Annotated in this window: 30 protein-coding genes; 1 reads left to right on the forward strand and 29 read right to left on the reverse strand. The window is 40.0% G+C overall.

The features are described 5' to 3' along the window. Positions 1-5: 5 nt before the first annotated feature. The 18 genes from NST57_RS13630 to NST57_RS13715 all read right to left on the reverse strand — a co-directional run bounded on the left by NST57_RS13630 (position 6) and on the right by NST57_RS13715 (position 11015). Positions 6-389 (reverse strand): collagen-like triple helix repeat-containing protein, encoded by a 384-nt coding sequence (locus NST57_RS13630; RefSeq protein ID WP_341298693.1) that lies wholly within the window; start codon positions 387-389, stop codon positions 6-8. A gap of 23 nt (positions 390-412) precedes the next feature. Then, complete coding sequence (locus tag NST57_RS13635) at positions 413-709, reverse strand: hypothetical protein (protein ID WP_341298694.1); 297 nt, start codon at positions 707-709, stop codon at positions 413-415. 20 nt (positions 710-729) lie between these two features. Continuing rightward, a complete protein-coding gene (locus tag NST57_RS13640) occupies positions 730-1917 on the reverse strand; it encodes a phage major capsid protein (RefSeq protein WP_341298695.1) in 1188 nt (395 codons plus the stop codon). A 36-nt stretch (positions 1918-1953) separates the two neighbouring features. After that, positions 1954-2586 (reverse strand): HK97 family phage prohead protease, encoded by a 633-nt coding sequence (locus NST57_RS13645; protein ID WP_341298696.1) that lies wholly within the window; start codon positions 2584-2586, stop codon positions 1954-1956. After that, on the reverse strand, positions 2579-3820 hold the full coding sequence (locus NST57_RS13650; RefSeq protein WP_341298697.1) for a phage portal protein: 1242 nt from the start codon (positions 3818-3820) through the stop codon (positions 2579-2581). The genes NST57_RS13645 and NST57_RS13650 overlap by 8 nt, the downstream gene beginning before the upstream one ends. 6 nt (positions 3821-3826) lie before the next feature. Then, a complete protein-coding gene (locus tag NST57_RS13655; protein ID WP_144532676.1) occupies positions 3827-4009 on the reverse strand; it encodes a hypothetical protein in 183 nt (60 codons plus the stop codon). Between the two features lie 11 nt (positions 4010-4020). After that, positions 4021-5733 carry a terminase large subunit gene (locus NST57_RS13660; RefSeq protein ID WP_341298698.1) on the reverse strand — a complete coding sequence of 571 codons (1713 nt, stop codon included), beginning with the start codon at positions 5731-5733 and terminating at the stop codon, positions 4021-4023. Next, positions 5733-6239, reverse strand: a complete 507-nt coding sequence (locus NST57_RS13665; RefSeq protein WP_341298699.1) for a phage terminase small subunit P27 family — start codon at positions 6237-6239, stop codon at positions 5733-5735. Before NST57_RS13665 ends, NST57_RS13660 begins: the two co-directional genes overlap by 1 nt. A gap of 397 nt (positions 6240-6636) precedes the next feature. Beyond that, positions 6637-6996 (reverse strand): HNH endonuclease, encoded by a 360-nt coding sequence (locus NST57_RS13670; RefSeq protein ID WP_341298700.1) that lies wholly within the window; start codon positions 6994-6996, stop codon positions 6637-6639. Further along, positions 6971-7180, reverse strand: a complete 210-nt coding sequence (locus tag NST57_RS13675; RefSeq protein WP_099682803.1) for a hypothetical protein — start codon at positions 7178-7180, stop codon at positions 6971-6973. The genes NST57_RS13670 and NST57_RS13675 overlap by 26 nt, the downstream gene beginning before the upstream one ends. Next, positions 7177-7494, reverse strand: coding sequence for a hypothetical protein (locus NST57_RS13680; RefSeq protein ID WP_341298701.1), 318 nt, complete (start codon positions 7492-7494; stop codon positions 7177-7179). The genes NST57_RS13675 and NST57_RS13680 overlap by 4 nt, the downstream gene beginning before the upstream one ends. Before the next feature lie 35 nt (positions 7495-7529). Next, on the reverse strand, positions 7530-8225 hold the full coding sequence (locus tag NST57_RS13685; protein ID WP_341298702.1) for a hypothetical protein: 696 nt from the start codon (positions 8223-8225) through the stop codon (positions 7530-7532). A gap of 59 nt (positions 8226-8284) precedes the next feature. Beyond that, on the reverse strand, positions 8285-8467 hold the full coding sequence (locus NST57_RS13690) for a hypothetical protein (RefSeq protein ID WP_341298703.1): 183 nt from the start codon (positions 8465-8467) through the stop codon (positions 8285-8287). 118 nt (positions 8468-8585) lie between these two features. Next, a complete protein-coding gene (locus NST57_RS13695; protein WP_341298704.1) occupies positions 8586-9128 on the reverse strand; it encodes a DUF6944 family repetitive protein in 543 nt (180 codons plus the stop codon). 161 nt (positions 9129-9289) lie between these two features. Continuing rightward, complete coding sequence (locus NST57_RS13700; protein WP_341298705.1) at positions 9290-9709, reverse strand: nucleotide excision repair endonuclease; 420 nt, start codon at positions 9707-9709, stop codon at positions 9290-9292. A 147-nt stretch (positions 9710-9856) separates the two neighbouring features. Further along, positions 9857-10399 carry a site-specific integrase gene (locus NST57_RS13705; protein ID WP_057079030.1) on the reverse strand — a complete coding sequence of 181 codons (543 nt, stop codon included), beginning with the start codon at positions 10397-10399 and terminating at the stop codon, positions 9857-9859. Continuing rightward, positions 10396-10878, reverse strand: a complete 483-nt coding sequence (locus NST57_RS13710; protein WP_051691130.1) for an ArpU family phage packaging/lysis transcriptional regulator — start codon at positions 10876-10878, stop codon at positions 10396-10398. Before NST57_RS13710 ends, NST57_RS13705 begins: the two co-directional genes overlap by 4 nt. Before the next feature lie 14 nt (positions 10879-10892). Further along, positions 10893-11015: a hypothetical protein gene (locus tag NST57_RS13715; protein WP_341298706.1), complete on the reverse strand. Its 123-nt coding sequence runs from the start codon at positions 11013-11015 to the stop codon at positions 10893-10895. Positions 11016-11242: 227 nt separating this feature from the next. Between NST57_RS13715 and NST57_RS13720 the strand changes: the two genes are divergently transcribed. Further along, positions 11243-11515 carry a hypothetical protein gene (locus tag NST57_RS13720; protein WP_341298707.1) on the forward strand — a complete coding sequence of 91 codons (273 nt, stop codon included), beginning with the start codon at positions 11243-11245 and terminating at the stop codon, positions 11513-11515. 70 nt (positions 11516-11585) lie between these two features. On the opposite strand, the gene NST57_RS13725 is transcribed toward NST57_RS13720, so the two are convergent. The 11 genes from NST57_RS13725 to NST57_RS13775 all read right to left on the reverse strand — a co-directional run bounded on the left by NST57_RS13725 (position 11586) and on the right by NST57_RS13775 (position 15404). Beyond that, positions 11586-12011, reverse strand: coding sequence for a hypothetical protein (locus NST57_RS13725; RefSeq protein WP_341298708.1), 426 nt, complete (start codon positions 12009-12011; stop codon positions 11586-11588). Positions 12012-12027: 16 nt separating this feature from the next. Then, on the reverse strand, positions 12028-12369 hold the full coding sequence (locus tag NST57_RS13730) for a hypothetical protein (protein ID WP_341298709.1): 342 nt from the start codon (positions 12367-12369) through the stop codon (positions 12028-12030). A gap of 3 nt (positions 12370-12372) precedes the next feature. Beyond that, on the reverse strand, positions 12373-12585 hold the full coding sequence (locus NST57_RS13735) for a hypothetical protein (RefSeq protein ID WP_341298710.1): 213 nt from the start codon (positions 12583-12585) through the stop codon (positions 12373-12375). Continuing rightward, positions 12585-12758, reverse strand: coding sequence for a hypothetical protein (locus NST57_RS13740; RefSeq protein ID WP_341298711.1), 174 nt, complete (start codon positions 12756-12758; stop codon positions 12585-12587). Before NST57_RS13740 ends, NST57_RS13735 begins: the two co-directional genes overlap by 1 nt. Continuing rightward, a complete protein-coding gene (locus tag NST57_RS13745; RefSeq protein ID WP_341298712.1) occupies positions 12755-13174 on the reverse strand; it encodes a hypothetical protein in 420 nt (139 codons plus the stop codon). Before NST57_RS13745 ends, NST57_RS13740 begins: the two co-directional genes overlap by 4 nt. Before the next feature lie 31 nt (positions 13175-13205). Continuing rightward, positions 13206-14045, reverse strand: a complete 840-nt coding sequence (locus NST57_RS13750) for a phosphoadenosine phosphosulfate reductase domain-containing protein (RefSeq protein WP_341298713.1) — start codon at positions 14043-14045, stop codon at positions 13206-13208. After that, positions 14042-14290 carry a hypothetical protein gene (locus NST57_RS13755; RefSeq protein ID WP_341298714.1) on the reverse strand — a complete coding sequence of 83 codons (249 nt, stop codon included), beginning with the start codon at positions 14288-14290 and terminating at the stop codon, positions 14042-14044. Before NST57_RS13755 ends, NST57_RS13750 begins: the two co-directional genes overlap by 4 nt. Beyond that, entirely contained in the window at positions 14287-14673 is a 387-nt protein-coding gene (locus NST57_RS13760) for a hypothetical protein (RefSeq protein WP_341298715.1), read from the reverse strand. Before NST57_RS13760 ends, NST57_RS13755 begins: the two co-directional genes overlap by 4 nt. Beyond that, the gene (locus NST57_RS13765; protein WP_341298716.1) at positions 14670-14918 is read right to left on the reverse strand and encodes a hypothetical protein; all 249 of its coding nucleotides are present in this window, start codon (positions 14916-14918) and stop codon (positions 14670-14672) included. Before NST57_RS13765 ends, NST57_RS13760 begins: the two co-directional genes overlap by 4 nt. 33 nt (positions 14919-14951) lie before the next feature. Then, on the reverse strand, positions 14952-15161 hold the full coding sequence (locus NST57_RS13770; RefSeq protein WP_220554121.1) for an XtrA/YqaO family protein: 210 nt from the start codon (positions 15159-15161) through the stop codon (positions 14952-14954). Positions 15162-15230: 69 nt separating this feature from the next. Next, complete coding sequence (locus NST57_RS13775) at positions 15231-15404, reverse strand: hypothetical protein (protein ID WP_186306829.1); 174 nt, start codon at positions 15402-15404, stop codon at positions 15231-15233. Positions 15405-15414: the final 10 nt, after the last annotated feature.

Genomic DNA, 15414 nt, shown 5'->3' on the forward strand with positions numbered 1-15414 from the left:
CCTACTTATTCAGTATTTTCTTTACCCTCAAGCCCATCAACTCGCGTCTGTAAATCTGTAATCATTTTTTGTACTTCTGAATTGATGTTGTCCCATTTAACGCTACCTTTACCGATTGTCCGTGAGTTCACAGATCCATCGCCTAAATGATCGTTCTTAATGGCTCCCGTTTCAATTACTGCAGGATCTCCTTTGTCACCTTTTGGGCCTTGCTCTCCTGGGTCGCCTTTTTCGCCTTTCGGACCTTGTTCACCCTGCATCCCTTGAATGAAAAGAGGATTTTCTTTGCTATTTCCTTTTACGTAAACAGCAGTGATGGGTTTTCCATCAGCGTCCGCTTCTGCAGATGTTAATACTCCATTACTTTCATTCAAAAAATCTTTTGCCATGTTAGATCAATTCCTTTCAATTTTTATTCTTTGCTCAGCTTACTTTTTAGCTCTATTATTTCGTCTTCCATTCCCTTGAGTCTAGTTTCAATAGACGAATTAAGATGCTCCGGCATGACGCTTCCCGTCCCGATGTTTACCGAACGAACCGCTTTTTCGGCCAGCATTTCATGTGTCACGGTTCCTGGCGCAGCTGATCCGCCACCACCTAGACTAACTTCCTCGCCGTCTTTGACGATTTTTCCTCCTGCAAACTCTAATACACCACTAATGACAGTTCGATCCCCGCCATCAGTGGTGTAATTTTTTGTCACTCGCATGACTTATTCACCTCTTTTTTTTACTCACTTATTGACAACTGACCGTATACTACCGCTTCTTTGTCCCAAGCCACAACGTCTTCACGTTCAATAGCTCGTACTTTCGTTGTGTTTGTCTCAAATGATCCTGCTGCAAGATTCGTATAGTCGATAGACTGTTGCTGACGATCAAATAAAACGATAGCCTCTTTTAAATCTCCAATGATTACAGGTGCTTTCCCCTCTTTGGTTTTGAGAACCCTGTTTGAAATCACTACTACAGGACGACCGAATAGCATTTTGTTTGTCGGGTCCGTAGGTACATCTTTCATTAGATATTTGCCGTCCGCATCTTTCAATTGATCAAAGTAATTAAACCCATCTTGGTTTGTCATGATGATTGCTCCAGCAGAAATGGCAGGGTCAAGTGTAACGTTTAAAGTCTTTTTAATATCGTCAAAACCTTTAAATTTCACCTTTTTCAAGCCTTCAAGAATAGCCAGAATAAGAGCGTTTCTTGTTGCGACTGATTTTTTAACAAACCATTTTGCAACATATGACATAATCGCTTGATCAGTATCTTGCAGCAATGTATTTGAAAGAGGTAATAGTCCTGCGTAATCAGTGATACTGTATGACAGCTTCGTAAACTTAGGTTGATCTGTTTCAGGAATTTCCCCCATTTCCTCGATGTCTAGGAATGGTGTCATGTCTGCATTTTTTTCAAGCATACGACTACCTGATCGTGTTGCAACCGGCTCGACCGTGACATATTGCTCAAGTTGATGTAATTGCTCCCGCTTTAATTCTTTAATGGTTCTTGAAATATCTTCAGGGATTAGGATTCCGCCATCTTCTTCATTTTTTCCTGACATCGCTCGGAATTCAGGATTTTCTAGGAATTCACTTTCTTCATGTGTTAAAGATTTACCTCGAAGAGACTTCATGAACAACTTGGTGAATTTCTTTTGACGTTCTTCTTTATCTCCTTCGCTGCCCTTCCGTCCTTCCGGGTTTCGTTCTAGCTCCGGCACAAAATTTTCACCGCCAGGTAAATCAGGAACGTCAAGTGATCGTCCTTCTACCATCAATTCAATTTGATTCTTAAGCTCTTTCACTTCATCGAGAAGCTGACGTGCTTCTTCTGATTTTCCTTCCGCTAGTGCTTTATTAGCGTCTTCTTTCTTTTGCGTAAACTGCTGACGCAGTTCAATTTCTTTTTTTGTCATTTTTATTTTTCCTCCTCATAGAACGCAAAAAAAGCCTTATTCGGGAAGATCAAGGCTTAATAGCTCTAATTCAATTTTTAAAGTTTCATCGGTTGGTGTGCTTCGTTGTTCTTTCATTTCTTCTACTTTCTCTAAGCTGCGGGCACCTACCACAGCTTCGGTATCACTATACGCAGGTGTCGTTACAAGAGATATGTCGTAAATGCGGTGAATGCTGTTTATTCTTCGTTCGTATATTTCTTCGTTTTCGTTTATTCTCCATTCGTCGGGTTCGTCTCCGTTGTAATCCAACGAAAAGGCAAAAGAACATTGATTAATAACTCCGCTGCGTATATTCTCCATGAGATCGCGCGCATATGACGTGTCTGACGGCTTAAATCTGAATTTAAGACCAATACCATCTATTTCTAGTTCAAGCCGTCCTGATTCCCCAGAAACGGTGTTTCTAGCTAGAGGAAAATCTTCTCGATGATTGAAAAGCGCAACAACGTTTGATAGATCGGTAGATTCTAAAGCATTCCTGCTTATGATCTCCTTGAACCATCCCAAACGCTCGGACCATTTTTCAAATTTCAAAGCATAGCCTTCCACATATTCGGCTTGTCCCTCACCGTCGGAACGGATCTCAATTGGCGATGTGAGCAGCCGCACTTCTTTTTCTTTACTCATTCTTGCTGTCACCTCCCTTCATGGCTGAACCAGCTTTAAGCCGCTGGTATTCTTCCATAAAGTCAAGGAACACATAGTTCAAGCTAGATAGATGTTTTTCGCCATGTTCAATAGGGTTTCTCTCAATCAAGTCGCGAATCTCATTTTTATTTAAAAGACCCGCTTCACTCATAGTCTTAAAATACTCTGCTTGAGTTTTACTGTCGCCGCGCAGCTCACTATCAACATTGAATTTTACATAATGGCCCGCTTTTTGATCATTGTCAGTAAACAGCTTAATATTTAATTCTTGTTCAAAATTCACGATCCACGGTTGTAATGTATTTTTTACGTATTCTAGGCTTTGATGCTCAATGTTTGAAAATGTGGCTTTATCCAGCTCATTGAGTTTATGAAGAGGCACTTTATAAATCATTGAAATTTGCGCTTTGTTAAATTTCATAGATTCTACAAATTGCGCTTCTTCCAACGGCATGGCAATAGATTGATATTCTAATCCATTATCAATAATGGCTATGTTTTCACCTTGGTTGACCCTCTTCCATTCTTTTCTTACGTTTTCCTTTGGTTTTTCATCCAAGAAAGAAGGTACTTTTAGAATACCTCGTGGCGTGGCTTCGTTTTTATATAGTTTTGCGTTATATTTTGTGGCAGCTGCTTGAGCGCCTATATGCTCTCTCACTACCCCAATAGGCGACTTACCGTGAATACCATCCGTTGATAAACCTTTAAAATGCAGCACTTGGTGTTCATATAGTTCCATCGTTCTTCCGTTAACGTTGGTTTGGTACCATAGCCTGCCTGAGTCGGGATGGATGTATGCGTTTGTTGCATCCGGCCGCAACGGATAAAGATTTTCAGGGAAACCATGTGCCCCAAATTCAATCATCGAATAGGCATTACCCCATGTAAGAACATGCGTCATCATCAGCTTCTTCCACACATAAGCAGTCATGTATGGATTCGGCCTTGCGTAGATTGCATAGGCAGATGGATGATTAGGGTTTCTGTTGACTCCTTGACTCTCTTTTTTAAAAGTGTGTATCGGCAGCTTTGCGATGTCATCAGACAATACATTTACACAGGCAAAAATGTCCGGCTGCACAAGTGAATTACTTTCACTTACCCTTTCACCGCTTGCCGTTTCTCTACCTCCGAACAGATTGATCAACTGGCTGAAACCGTCTATTGTTGTTGAGCCTGAACGCTTTTCAAAGAATCGGTCTATAAACATTTATTTTCACCTCTCTTTCTGCCGCGCATGATTTGACAGCAAGTAGGCATAAAACATAAAAAATACACCCGTCAAAAATAGACCGATGTTTGTATTTACCCGATACGCTGCCAGCAAAATAAAGGTGCACCCTCCAATAAACAGCAAGTCATTTAATATTGATTTCAGAAGTACAATGAATTTTTTCACTCTCTCACATCCTAAAAACTGAATTTTCCTGAAAAGTGTTCGTTTAAGTCAACGTTTGTACCCATATCGTGATACATGGCCCTAGCAAAAGCATTCATGACGGCTGCAGCTGGATCTATTCTTTGCGGTGATTTCGCTTTGTCTAGCATGATATTTTCTTGAGCGTCTTGTTTAATAATTGCGTTATTATATGCAAAAGTTAGAAGTGGATCGTTCCCATGAACGACCTTTCCCTCGTATACCTTTTGTCTGTAATCCTTTGTGGGTAAAGAAAGATGCTGAATCCTTTGCGGTAACTCCACCATGTTAAATCCCTTACTCTCAAGCCGTTGTGCAAGGTGCAGTGCATTCCATTTGTCATAAGCAGCTTCAATGACCCTAAATTTGTTGACGTGTATAAATTCAATGATCCATCTTTCGACAAATTGATAGTCAACTGCCTCTCCTGAGGTGAATGTCATCCAACCTTGATCACGCCATAAATCATAAGGCACTTTATCAGTAGCCATTTTCTCCTTGGCCCGTTCTTCGGGGATGAAGGAATGCTGACCAACATAATAAAAACCATCAAGAACGCCAACCCACCCGACAGAAGTCAAATCCGTTGTCATAGATAAATCTAAACCAAGATAGATCGCCATTTCTTTTAGATCAGGTATTTCACCGTGACAGGCCCGCCATTTAGACATTTTCATATAGCCGTTGTCTTTTTGGTCGACCCATCGATCCATATTTTTCGTAAGAAAACTTCGCATTTTTTCAGGGACTTCGAGAGCCGTTTCTAAATCTGATCTTAGAGACGTCATGCCTTCTTCATAAGTAGCAACGATTGGGTTTGCTTTAATCCAGTTAGATTCATCTTTAACATCATCGCTAGGATCAAGCTCACAAATCAATACAAAATAATCTTCTTTTTTTGTATCTACATCCGGGTCAAGTATTTTACTTGTATATTGATACTCTTTAAAACAGGGACCGTTTAAGTTATAACCAGCAGTTGTAATAATTACCATAAGGGGGCTTCGTCTCGCTACCATTCCACTATTGAGCACGTCATAAATCTCACTTGTTTCATGTGCATGGTATTCATCCACAATACCTAAAGATGGGTTTTTTCCGTCTCCAACCTTTCGGGCTTCCCTTGAAAGTGGTTTGATGATTGAATTTGTTGCGTATTTTGTGACCTGCCCGTTAGCGTCTGTGTATTTCCCTTCTAAAATAGGTGCGTGCTTTAGTTGTTCAAGGATTGCTTGATAGACTTCATCTGACTGCTCCCTTGACCAACCAGCAATAAACACGCGGTGTTTTTCTTTGGTAGGAAAGATTTCATATGAAGCCATGATAGCTAGCAATTGTGATTTCGCGTTTTTTCTCGCTAACTGGATGTATGCCTTTCTAAAACGCCTGGCACCATTTACCTTTTTGTAAAAGCCGTATATATTAGCAGCTATGAATAATTGGAAGTCTGTCAGTTCAATCGGCTTACCGGCTAATATCCCTTCGACGTGATTAAACTGCTTGGCCCATTCATAAAAATCAAGGACTGCTTCTGCATCAAAATAATACGGGTAATCTTCATCTGCTAGCCGCTCTACGTCTTTAATGAACCTCTCAACAGCCCACTTGTGCTTCTGACCTGCTTTTATTTCCCCCGTTTGGATCTTTTCACAATATGACCATACACGCTCAATTAAAAGCTCTGCGGTCATTTCCTGCGTCACCATTACATGCGTCCTCCAAAGCGTTCTTCTTCTTTTGACTTCGGTTTCCCATCATCTTTTTTCGGAATGACAAGTTTGCAGCGAGAGGAAATGGTTAACCCTAAATCACTTGATGCTTGTCTGCATTGTTTAAATAGCTTGTCCTGATTTATAAGAAGATCACTATAAGCAGGATTCGCAATTTCAAATTTTTCACCATCTGAATTTTCGGTGAGTGCTGTAATCGGCGTATCCAATATGATTTCTGTTATTTGTAAATATTGTTTTCGAGCAAACAAAAAACGGGCAAGCGCATCTACATCTAAATTTGTCATAATTCCGATGTTTTTTAGCTCGTCCGCTATCTTTTTGAATTCTCTTTTTAAGTCTTTTGGTAAGTAAGAAGGAGCTTTCACTTTGTCATCTGGTGCCTTAATTTCCTGCTCTCTTCTTTCTGCAATCTCTTTCTTGGTAAGGTTTTTCTTCCCTTTCACTAGCAACAAGTCAACTGGTTGTCTCGGCCTTGCCATCCCCTCACCTCCTTCCGAATTTTCATTTAGGGAATTTCTCGCGATGTTGAGGGAGACGCGGTCTACGACAAAACGTTTCTAGGGATTTAAGCTAGGGGGGCCTTCAACTTCGATGCGAAGCTGATTCATGTCTCTTTCTAAATCTGCTCGTATTGAATCTATTTTCTTTTGGTGTTGATCAAGTAGGCTTTTGTTCCTCGTCATCCGAATAGCATTATATAGTTTGCTAATTTTGTTTTGCTGCTTTCTGATTTCAGCGTTTGTATAGTAGGATGTGTACTCAGCTTTACACCCTGGACATACAAGTAGATGACGTTTAATACCACGTCCAATCTTCTTAATCCTAGAACAATATTTAACTATGAAGATTGTTCCGCACTGATCACATGTACATTTTTTATAATCCATTTCCAAACCCTCCATCTTCTTTAGCGGTCTTTCTACTGTGACAGGATGCACACAGCGGCTGCCAGTTAGTTGAATCCCAGAATAGTTTTTTATCTCCCTTATGTGGCTTAATGTGGTCCACCACTGTAGCAGCAATACGCTTGCCTTGTAACATGCAAGACTGACACAAAGGATGCTTTGCTAAATAGCCTTCACGCGCTTTACGCCATCGGCTGTTATACCCACGGCGAGACGATGATTCACGGAACAGATCATATAAAGGCTTCGATGTCTTGTGCTGCTCACAATATCCTTTTCGGGTTAGTTGAGGACATCCAGGTTCATTACAAGGTTTCAACGGTTTCATCATAAATCGGTACTCCTGGATTTAATCCATCCATTGGGGATAACTTGTCTATTTCAATAACTTCCAAACTCATTCCCCCATCAAGAATAATAACGCCGGTTTGAGCTGCTTTCCTGACTTCTTCTCTCAAAATTTCCTTTGCTTCCTTTTCTAATCGACTTTCTGTATTAAGAACTAAAATTTTCATTTGATTTCCTCCTCATTGATATGAATTACTTCAATAGCATTTTCCTTTAACCATTGGAACTCAAAGTGTTTGACAACTGGATTTTGAGAGTAGCCCGGTAACAAAATTAAAATTGTTTCGCTAGGATTCACCCCGTCTAACATTGCTGCATCCCTAGAAACATAGCGCGCGTATTTATATTGTGGAAATTTCTTTTTTAAATCTTGCCATAGCGCTCTTGCATGCCTTGTGTTTTTCCCTACGATGAAAGTCCTTATACGTTGTTTTGAACAGCCTTTTAAGATTAAGAGTTCTACCACAGCTAACACCTCCATATAAAAAGCACCACCCTATTGGACAGTGCTCTCAGTCATGCTTTCCAAGGACGAAGGTAAATGCCTCGTTCTTTATCCCAAACTAGATCATCTTTTGTCGCCAGCTCATCGATTGCTTCTCCCGATTTGTACTCAATCCGTTTTTCACTTGGTTTCTTACCCTTTACCCTACCTGTCCGTAAATTGATATAAGTAGAACCAACTTTATCAAGTCCTCTAGTTTTCCAATTGAAATCTATATCAATTCGCCCTTCCAATGACTCTCCGTTATGGATTACCTCTGGAACTGAATCCAATTCCTTAAGTGTGATTTGAAGCAATGGTGGCTCTTCGATTGTCGTGTCTTTTAGTTCTTCGTACGGACTATGAAATGAATTCATATCAACAAGGAACCCAGATACTGTTACGCCCTTATCTCTTAATATAGTAATGGTTTTTTCCTGTACACCTTCTTCAATCAGTACAGTATTTAAAAGAGTACTTCTTACAGCGCCAGTCTCTCCGATAATCCGTACATTTGGATACTCCTTTGTATAACTATCAACTATTAAATCCTTGACAACAATCGGTAATTCTTTAATTTTAGCAAGATGTACAAGTGCTTCCGTCTTTCCAATTCGCCTTGTTTTTCTATTCGTAACAATCAAAGTCTTTTTAGATAACGCCTCATCCAGTTGATCATAGATGCTTCTATAAGATAAGTTTAAATACATTTTCCACACTCTCCTCATAATAAAAGCACCTATCCAATGGAAAGGCGCTTCACATTTATTCATTCAATAGAACTCTTTTAAATAGCAACATATTTTAGATTAGCTTCTGGATTCGCTAACGGTGGCAAACCTAGAACAGATCTTGCTTCATTAATTGAGATAGTTCCAGAATTAATATCATTCAAAAGCTGTTCAGCTTGTATTCGTTCATCATCAACCCCTGTTGCCGCAGGGGTTGTTTTCTTTTGTTTATCGCTCATACCATTACCTCCTGTAATTTATTTCACATCATTTAGAAAGCATTCAAAAGCATAATAAAAAAGCGACCTCCGCAATGGAAGACGCTCATAAAAGTCATTAATATTTAAAAGATTCGTTTCATTCATCACTTATTTCCACAAGAAAAGATATAACACTGCCAGTCGCTTGTATCCAACTTCCAAGAGTACCAACACCCTTATAAGGGATGAGGTTAGGACGTAATGTCTCAATTCCTCCTATTGCTTGCAATGAGTTTCCGATACCTTGTAGGATTCCTCCTATATTACTTTCTAAGACACTAATATTCTCGTTGTCAGTATAGTCAAGCCCAACAAAACTCCCCAACGCTTGTAGCCAATTCCCTGAAATCACCACCCTTTCCGCAAGGTCAGGATTGTCTTTCTTGTAAATTAATAGGCCGACTAAAACAGTTGAGTTACCAGTCGCTTGTATTTGTTCTCCTACAGTTCCCATAAAATTCGATCCTTGCCCATCTGCAGATAAACCACTCCCCACAGCCTGCAAGGTATTACCTATAATTTCAAATTGATACCTTTGTTCTTTATCTAGTGGATACTGAGGCGTGCTTCCGACAGCGGCTTGTATTGTACCTAACATAGAAATAAATGAACCTAATATTTTTTTGGATTTATTGTCCATAAAAACATTCCATTTTTTTATATTCAGTATATGTCCGATCTTCAACGATGTTCTTAATTTGGATAACTCTGCTCTCTATTAATTTATCACCTAATACCATCATAACCGCTCACAGACAAAATGCTTTGCCAAGATCGTGCCAAAAGTGTGCCATTTTCAAATTAAAGTCCAAATTGATCCATTGACTCATCAATTCTCTTTTGCTTCTCCAAACTACGCTGCTTAGCTTCTTCACTTAGAAATAAATCATCAAATCTTGAAGTTTTATAAGTATATGCCTTCTCGACATTTAATTTAGGTTTCAATATATTAATTATGTAAGTTTCATAGATGTCTCTTTCTGTTTCGTCATCGCAGAAGAAACCACTCACTTCGTAAAAGTTATGAGCCACATCTTTTAGCGATGTTGTCCCTGCGAAATGGCCCTTCACTCTGCCTCTCAATTCTTTTGCCTTACCAACATACAAAACGTCATCTTTACATCCAAAGATGATATATATCCCGCTCCGATTTGGGATGTTGTGTAGTTCATCCTTTTTAAAACTGAATATCATTTGAGGAATTTCGATCTTGATAGACATTAATATTTCTCTCCTTCTCACTACACCATAACATATAGTGTGTTGTACTCCCGTAATCGCTGAAATCCTTGTCACATAAAGGTTTCTCTAAATCCATTTAATGACTGCACTCTTTGATATTTTTTGGTGCAGATATATCTAAAAAAATTATATCTTAAACTTCATCATTGCGGAATCCATGTTGTCTTGGTTGATCCCAATGTATCTCAATGTGATATCCGGGCTGGCATGATTGAATATTTCTTGCAGCATGGCCACATCTTTTGTCTGTTTATAAAAATGGTATCCAAAGGTCTTCCTTAATGTGTGCGTGCCTATTTCAGTAATGTTCACTTGTTCAGCAGCTTCTCTAAGAATGCGATACGCTACCGACCTATCTATAGCTTTGTTTTCCCCTTGCCTGCTTTTGATCACATATGAACCGTCTTTTAGGTCCTTAGCATAGGCAATCAATTCATTTCTAACTGATGGCGGTATACGAATTCTCTTTTGCTTCTTAGTTTTTGTTTCTCTGAGGACCAGATGTGTTTTCAGCAAATCTTCTTTTTTTATCTTGAGGATGTCGGATATTCTTAAGCCGGTACTGATCCCCAAGATGAACAATATATAATTCCTTCTATTTTTCCTTTTTAAATAAGCCTTCATTTGCTCCACCTTTTCAAAGTCTCTTATCGGCTGAACGAAATTCATGACTTGCCCCCCTTGTACACTTCTTCTCTAAGTGCGAAGGCTAAACGGTAAAAAGCTTTATTCTTGAATCGGTAATAGTTCCGCTGGCTTAGACCCATTTCTGCATAGATTTCATAATCAAACATCTCTTCATCCTGCATATAGAGCATTACTAAGATACGGCGCTCTTTTTGCGTAAGACGATTAATGCCCCTTTCGATTCGCTTCATGTATTTTTCCCGTTCAATCTCCCAATCCATCTTCTTTAGAGCTGCATCCTCCGTAGAAGAATGAAACTGATTGGAAAAACTCGGCGGTGTAATGGTATATGTTGTTGTGATTTTTGGGAGGAAGTCTTCTGGCGTTTGCAGCCTAAGCAATTTATATTTATCCATCATTCTTTCCATTTTGAATCTTGTTTTTTCCTCGTCGATTTGAGGGATATCTAAATTCATTTGATCTGTTTGTTCGTTTGGATTCTTATCATTTTTATTAGTCATCCCAATCACTCCTTTTATTTTCTTCGCATTGCCCCGCCTTTGGCTCTTTTCAAACGCTGCATGTTTTGCCCCATAAGCTCACGTATCTCTCTTTCTGTAAGCTCCTGCGGTCGTTTTTTCGACTTTTCCTTTTTCATGGCCGCTCCTTTCCGACAAAAAGAAAACGGACACCAACCAGCACCCTTAAAAGGTGTTGATCAGTGTCCGCAGGCTCTCCGTCTTGGACTTATGCTTAAAATATGTCTATCTGGTGAATTTTTCCCATTTCGACAAAATACTACATTCAACCCATTTGTTTAATGGTATTATTTAACCACCTAATATTTATATTTATTAGGAAATATTTCAATTAGGGGGAATACCAATGTTCAAAATCAATTTCAAAAAAGCTATTGGAGCTGTGGCACTTGCTAGTGTAATACTTTTATCTGCTGCGCCAGCACCAGCAAAAGCTGAGACTTTTCCCGGTCTTATATGGGTGATGGACAAATACCAAGATGCCTCGAGATGGGAGTTAGTTGTTAAAGACAATGGTGAAAAATGGGTTGCAGTCTACACAAAGGTAAATGGAAAAATGGATGTTCAAGAATATAAATGTGAAGTTATATATCAAAATCGCTGCTACGTAATAGATTAAACTTATTGCCGTCTCATTGTACAAGCATATAGCTCGGAATGAGACGGCATTCCTATTCAGATAGTACAGCCTACTTGATACTGAATTTAACGGACTCGAACGTTCCGATGTAGTTTCGTTTCTTGGAATCGGTGTAGCAGTCCAGCTGGATCACGTATGTTCCTTTGCCGGTTCGCTTGCTGATTTCTTTAACACTAAACGACTTTAGAGGCGTTGACGCTTTGAAGCTGCCTCTTTGAACTAAATTAGTGTCAGTCAAACCGCCATTGGATCGCTTTTTGTAAACGCCAGCGGTGTAATAAAGCGTGCTCGATCCCTTCTTTTCCGCTCTCCAATCGACCGTTTTCGCTCCTGCATAGTAATTGGTGTCATCGGTAAAGACTCGTGCTTGGTGCCCGAACCCCTCGGTTTGCCAGTTTGACCATACCGCTTGAGCAGACGGCGCATAAAGCACCGCAGCCGCAAAAATAGTTAGTGTGATTAGTAGTTTTTTCATCTTCATTGTCCCCCTCTTATATAAATTCCAATGGTTCATTTTGTTGATGCGCTAGTTCCATTCCCTCTGCAAGATAAAGGGCATTCGTTTTATCTCTATCATCATAAGGCCAATTGCGGACAAGTTGACGCAATCTAGCAGCAACGGTTTTACAAACGTCAGGCGGTAAGTCATCTTCACAATCTGAATGATCCAGCAATGGAATAATGTCATCATCATAGTTCTCAAATGGTATATCCCCCCCAAAGCCCTGCATATCATCTAAATTCATACCGATACATGCTGCTAATTTTCTACGGAAGTTATTGAAGCTACTGTATGACCAACGTGCCTCACAATGAGTAAAATCTAATCCCATGATTCATTCCCCTTTCAAAACATCAATCATTTTAATTACTCTTTCATATGCAAAGGCTTCTGAATGAAAACGTTCAATAGCCTTTTCCTCGTCATGAAAACAAGGGCCTTCCCTGTCTTTGATACGTTTATTTAGAACCTGAATTTTATTTTCAAGCTTTTGTTTCAGGACTTTTAAATCATCCTTAGTTTCTTGTTCTTCTAAGTTTTCGTTCATCATGCTTCCTCCTTTAGTGATTGCATATCAACGTTTAAGACTTGAAGCATCCAAAGAAGAGTAGCCATGCCGGCAACAGCTTCTTTATCCGCTCCATTCGATTTCACGCCTCTTTCTCCAAAGGCGTTCATTCGTTCTACGATTTGCTGCTGTTGCTTTTTATTGAGTTTCAATGCGCTTCCTCCCATTCTCTGAAACTGTATGGATAATCAACCGTTTCAATAAATCCGATTTCCTTTGCCTTCTGCCGAATCTTTTCACAGCCTTCACGACTATACGCCCAGATCTCCTTGTAATCTCTGAGAGCACCACATTTACCAGTGATGATAAATTCACGAAAACTGTTGACCAGCTCCCACATGTTCCCTCCATGTGAAAATCCGTTTGCTCGACCGTGCCCTAATTCATATGGATAGACCCATTCCCCTGTGTAATCGTCTACGAAGAATAATTTTCCTCGTTTTCCAAATACAAAGCAGGCAACCGAATTTTTTGATTCGCAATAAAATGTTCTACGATCAATGCTTGCTATGAGCTTGATCAGCTCGTTTATATCATTTATGCGTTTAAGCTGTTCAGGTTTTGGCATATTCCGTTTCCTCCTAAGCCGCTAGGCTGTTTTATACTCCGCACATTCCTTCGCATTCGTTTAAAAAGTGGTCAATATCAAGTTGATCCTCATTGAAATTAACTTCTTCCAACGGTTTACCTGACTTATGCAAGAAGGCATTATTTTTAAATCTTGGCAGCTTACGAATAAGCCGATCTATTTCCACCGCATCTTGCCATGACTCTTGATCTTTCATTTTCATATCACGCCAAGCATTGAAGTCATGAAAAGGACAGCCAATACAGCTAGATTTTGCAGGTGTACCAAGTCCTTCTCGCTCAACGTAAGTTATGCAGCGTGACCGATCTATTAAAGCCACATCGACCAAAGGATGCTCTGCTACTTGCCAGCTTTCCCGACTCGGCTTAACTCGTTGTATTTCATCGGTGCTAATGCCTTTCCATAGGTGGACAACTTCTTTAATCCTTTGTCTCGGCTTGTACCCAAGCAAAGAACGGATCTTACGATTAACAGGTAATATCTTGTATTCGTTTGTACACTGGCGGCGGGCGATGCCGATTTCTCCCTTCTTATCTTTTGTGAAAAAAGGAATGCTTGCGAATCTATTTCCTGTCTCAGATCCTTCTACAATGTCATCACGAATATTTCCGTTATCACAGAAGAGGATTTCCCTGCCGTAAGTAGCCTTGATATGCTTGTTTATTTTCTCGATCCAGTTGTAAACGTGCTTCGGCTCCCATCCTGTATCAGAGAAGATGATGTAGTCCGGTATTACTCCATTAATCTCACCCTTTAGAGCCATCAAGAGTAATGCCGTTGATTGAGTGCCGCCGCCGTATGATAAGACGTGTATATGTTTTTTGCCGTCATCGTATTGCTGCTTGATCATTGCATCAACCCAGCAATAACAATGACCGCCATGAACCCAAGCACCGTGAGTATTACAGGCCCGTTTGACTCACGCTTTGTCATGATGACATTGCCCTCAATGACCAAGTCAGGGCAATAATCAGCAAGCACTGGTACGAAAAACTTCGGTACGCCTATATATGCAGCTGCATCATCAATCGTCATTGCTTGGTTTTTGCAAGCTTTGACGGCCTGTGACAGTTCAACATGTTTTGGTAGACTCATTTCCCCGCCTCCATTAGTAAAGATCGTTGTAAGTTTTTCAACTCTATGGTGACATCCCCCAGTTTTTCTGTTGCTCTGTTTGCCTGTGTTTCAGCTTTTTTCCAATCGTTCAAAAACTGTTCGTTCTTTTTGTTAGACTTTCTTAATTCGTCTTTCAACCTCTGAATCTCGTTGTATAGGTCCATTTCTGACTCAATGACAGGCACGTCTACTTTTTGAAGAAATTCAGTGGAGAAGTGTCCTGAAAAACCTTCTAGGAAAACAGCAGGTGCGCTTGGATTAAATTCATCACCTTTACATCTCCAAATTCTCCCCTCGTTCAGTTCCGCTTCCATGCATGAGTGCATGACGACTAGATCGCCTTTTTTGAGTTTCTGACTCATGATTTTTCACCGTCCAATCGCTTTCGAAAAACAAACTCATAATGCTTTTCGAGGTTTTTCAGGACTTCTAATCCGCCTCTGTGAAACTCAGATTTAGTTCTTGTAAAATGTCGCTGTCCCCACTCCAGTTCGTTTAAGAAAAACTGTGAGAATCCGTTGATCTGCTGATTCTTCTTCTCTATTTCTCTTTTCAAACGTGTTACCTCATCAAAGAGGTCAACGTTTATTTGATCTTTTGATAACATTGCAATTCCTCCCCCGCAGGGGATGAACCCCTGCTATTTTTTAATTTTATGGCTGAAATCAAATCTAACTCGGTCAAAACTTCCTTTAATTGTTTCGATGATTGTGTGACCGTGTTCGGGAGCCTCTATGTAATGCGCTGTGTTGTTGATCCCGTCCAGCACGATCACTTGTACTTTTCCTTGTTCAACTAATGTTGTGAAAGGCTCGTTTTTTGTTAATGAGATAGTCTGTGGTCTATTCACAATCTTCACTCCAATGTGATATAATTAAGGTTCATAAGTTTAATCACTCACATTGAACTGATGTGAATTCTACCGCTGAGACTCGACAGATTGATCTGTGCGCTGCCAACGCCAGTCTTTACGTTTGAGTCTCTTTTTATATGGTTTTGGTGGATGTTGCTGCCTATAAGCTGCTAGTTCATCCTCTGACATAACCCACGCTTTCACTGGACCTGCTTTGTATGGATTCACTACAGTTTCCAATATGCTCACC

It is taken from the genome of Bacillus sp. FSL M8-0077 (assembly GCF_038050255.1).
Lineage (GTDB): Bacteria > Bacillota > Bacilli > Bacillales > Bacillaceae > Bacillus > Bacillus altitudinis.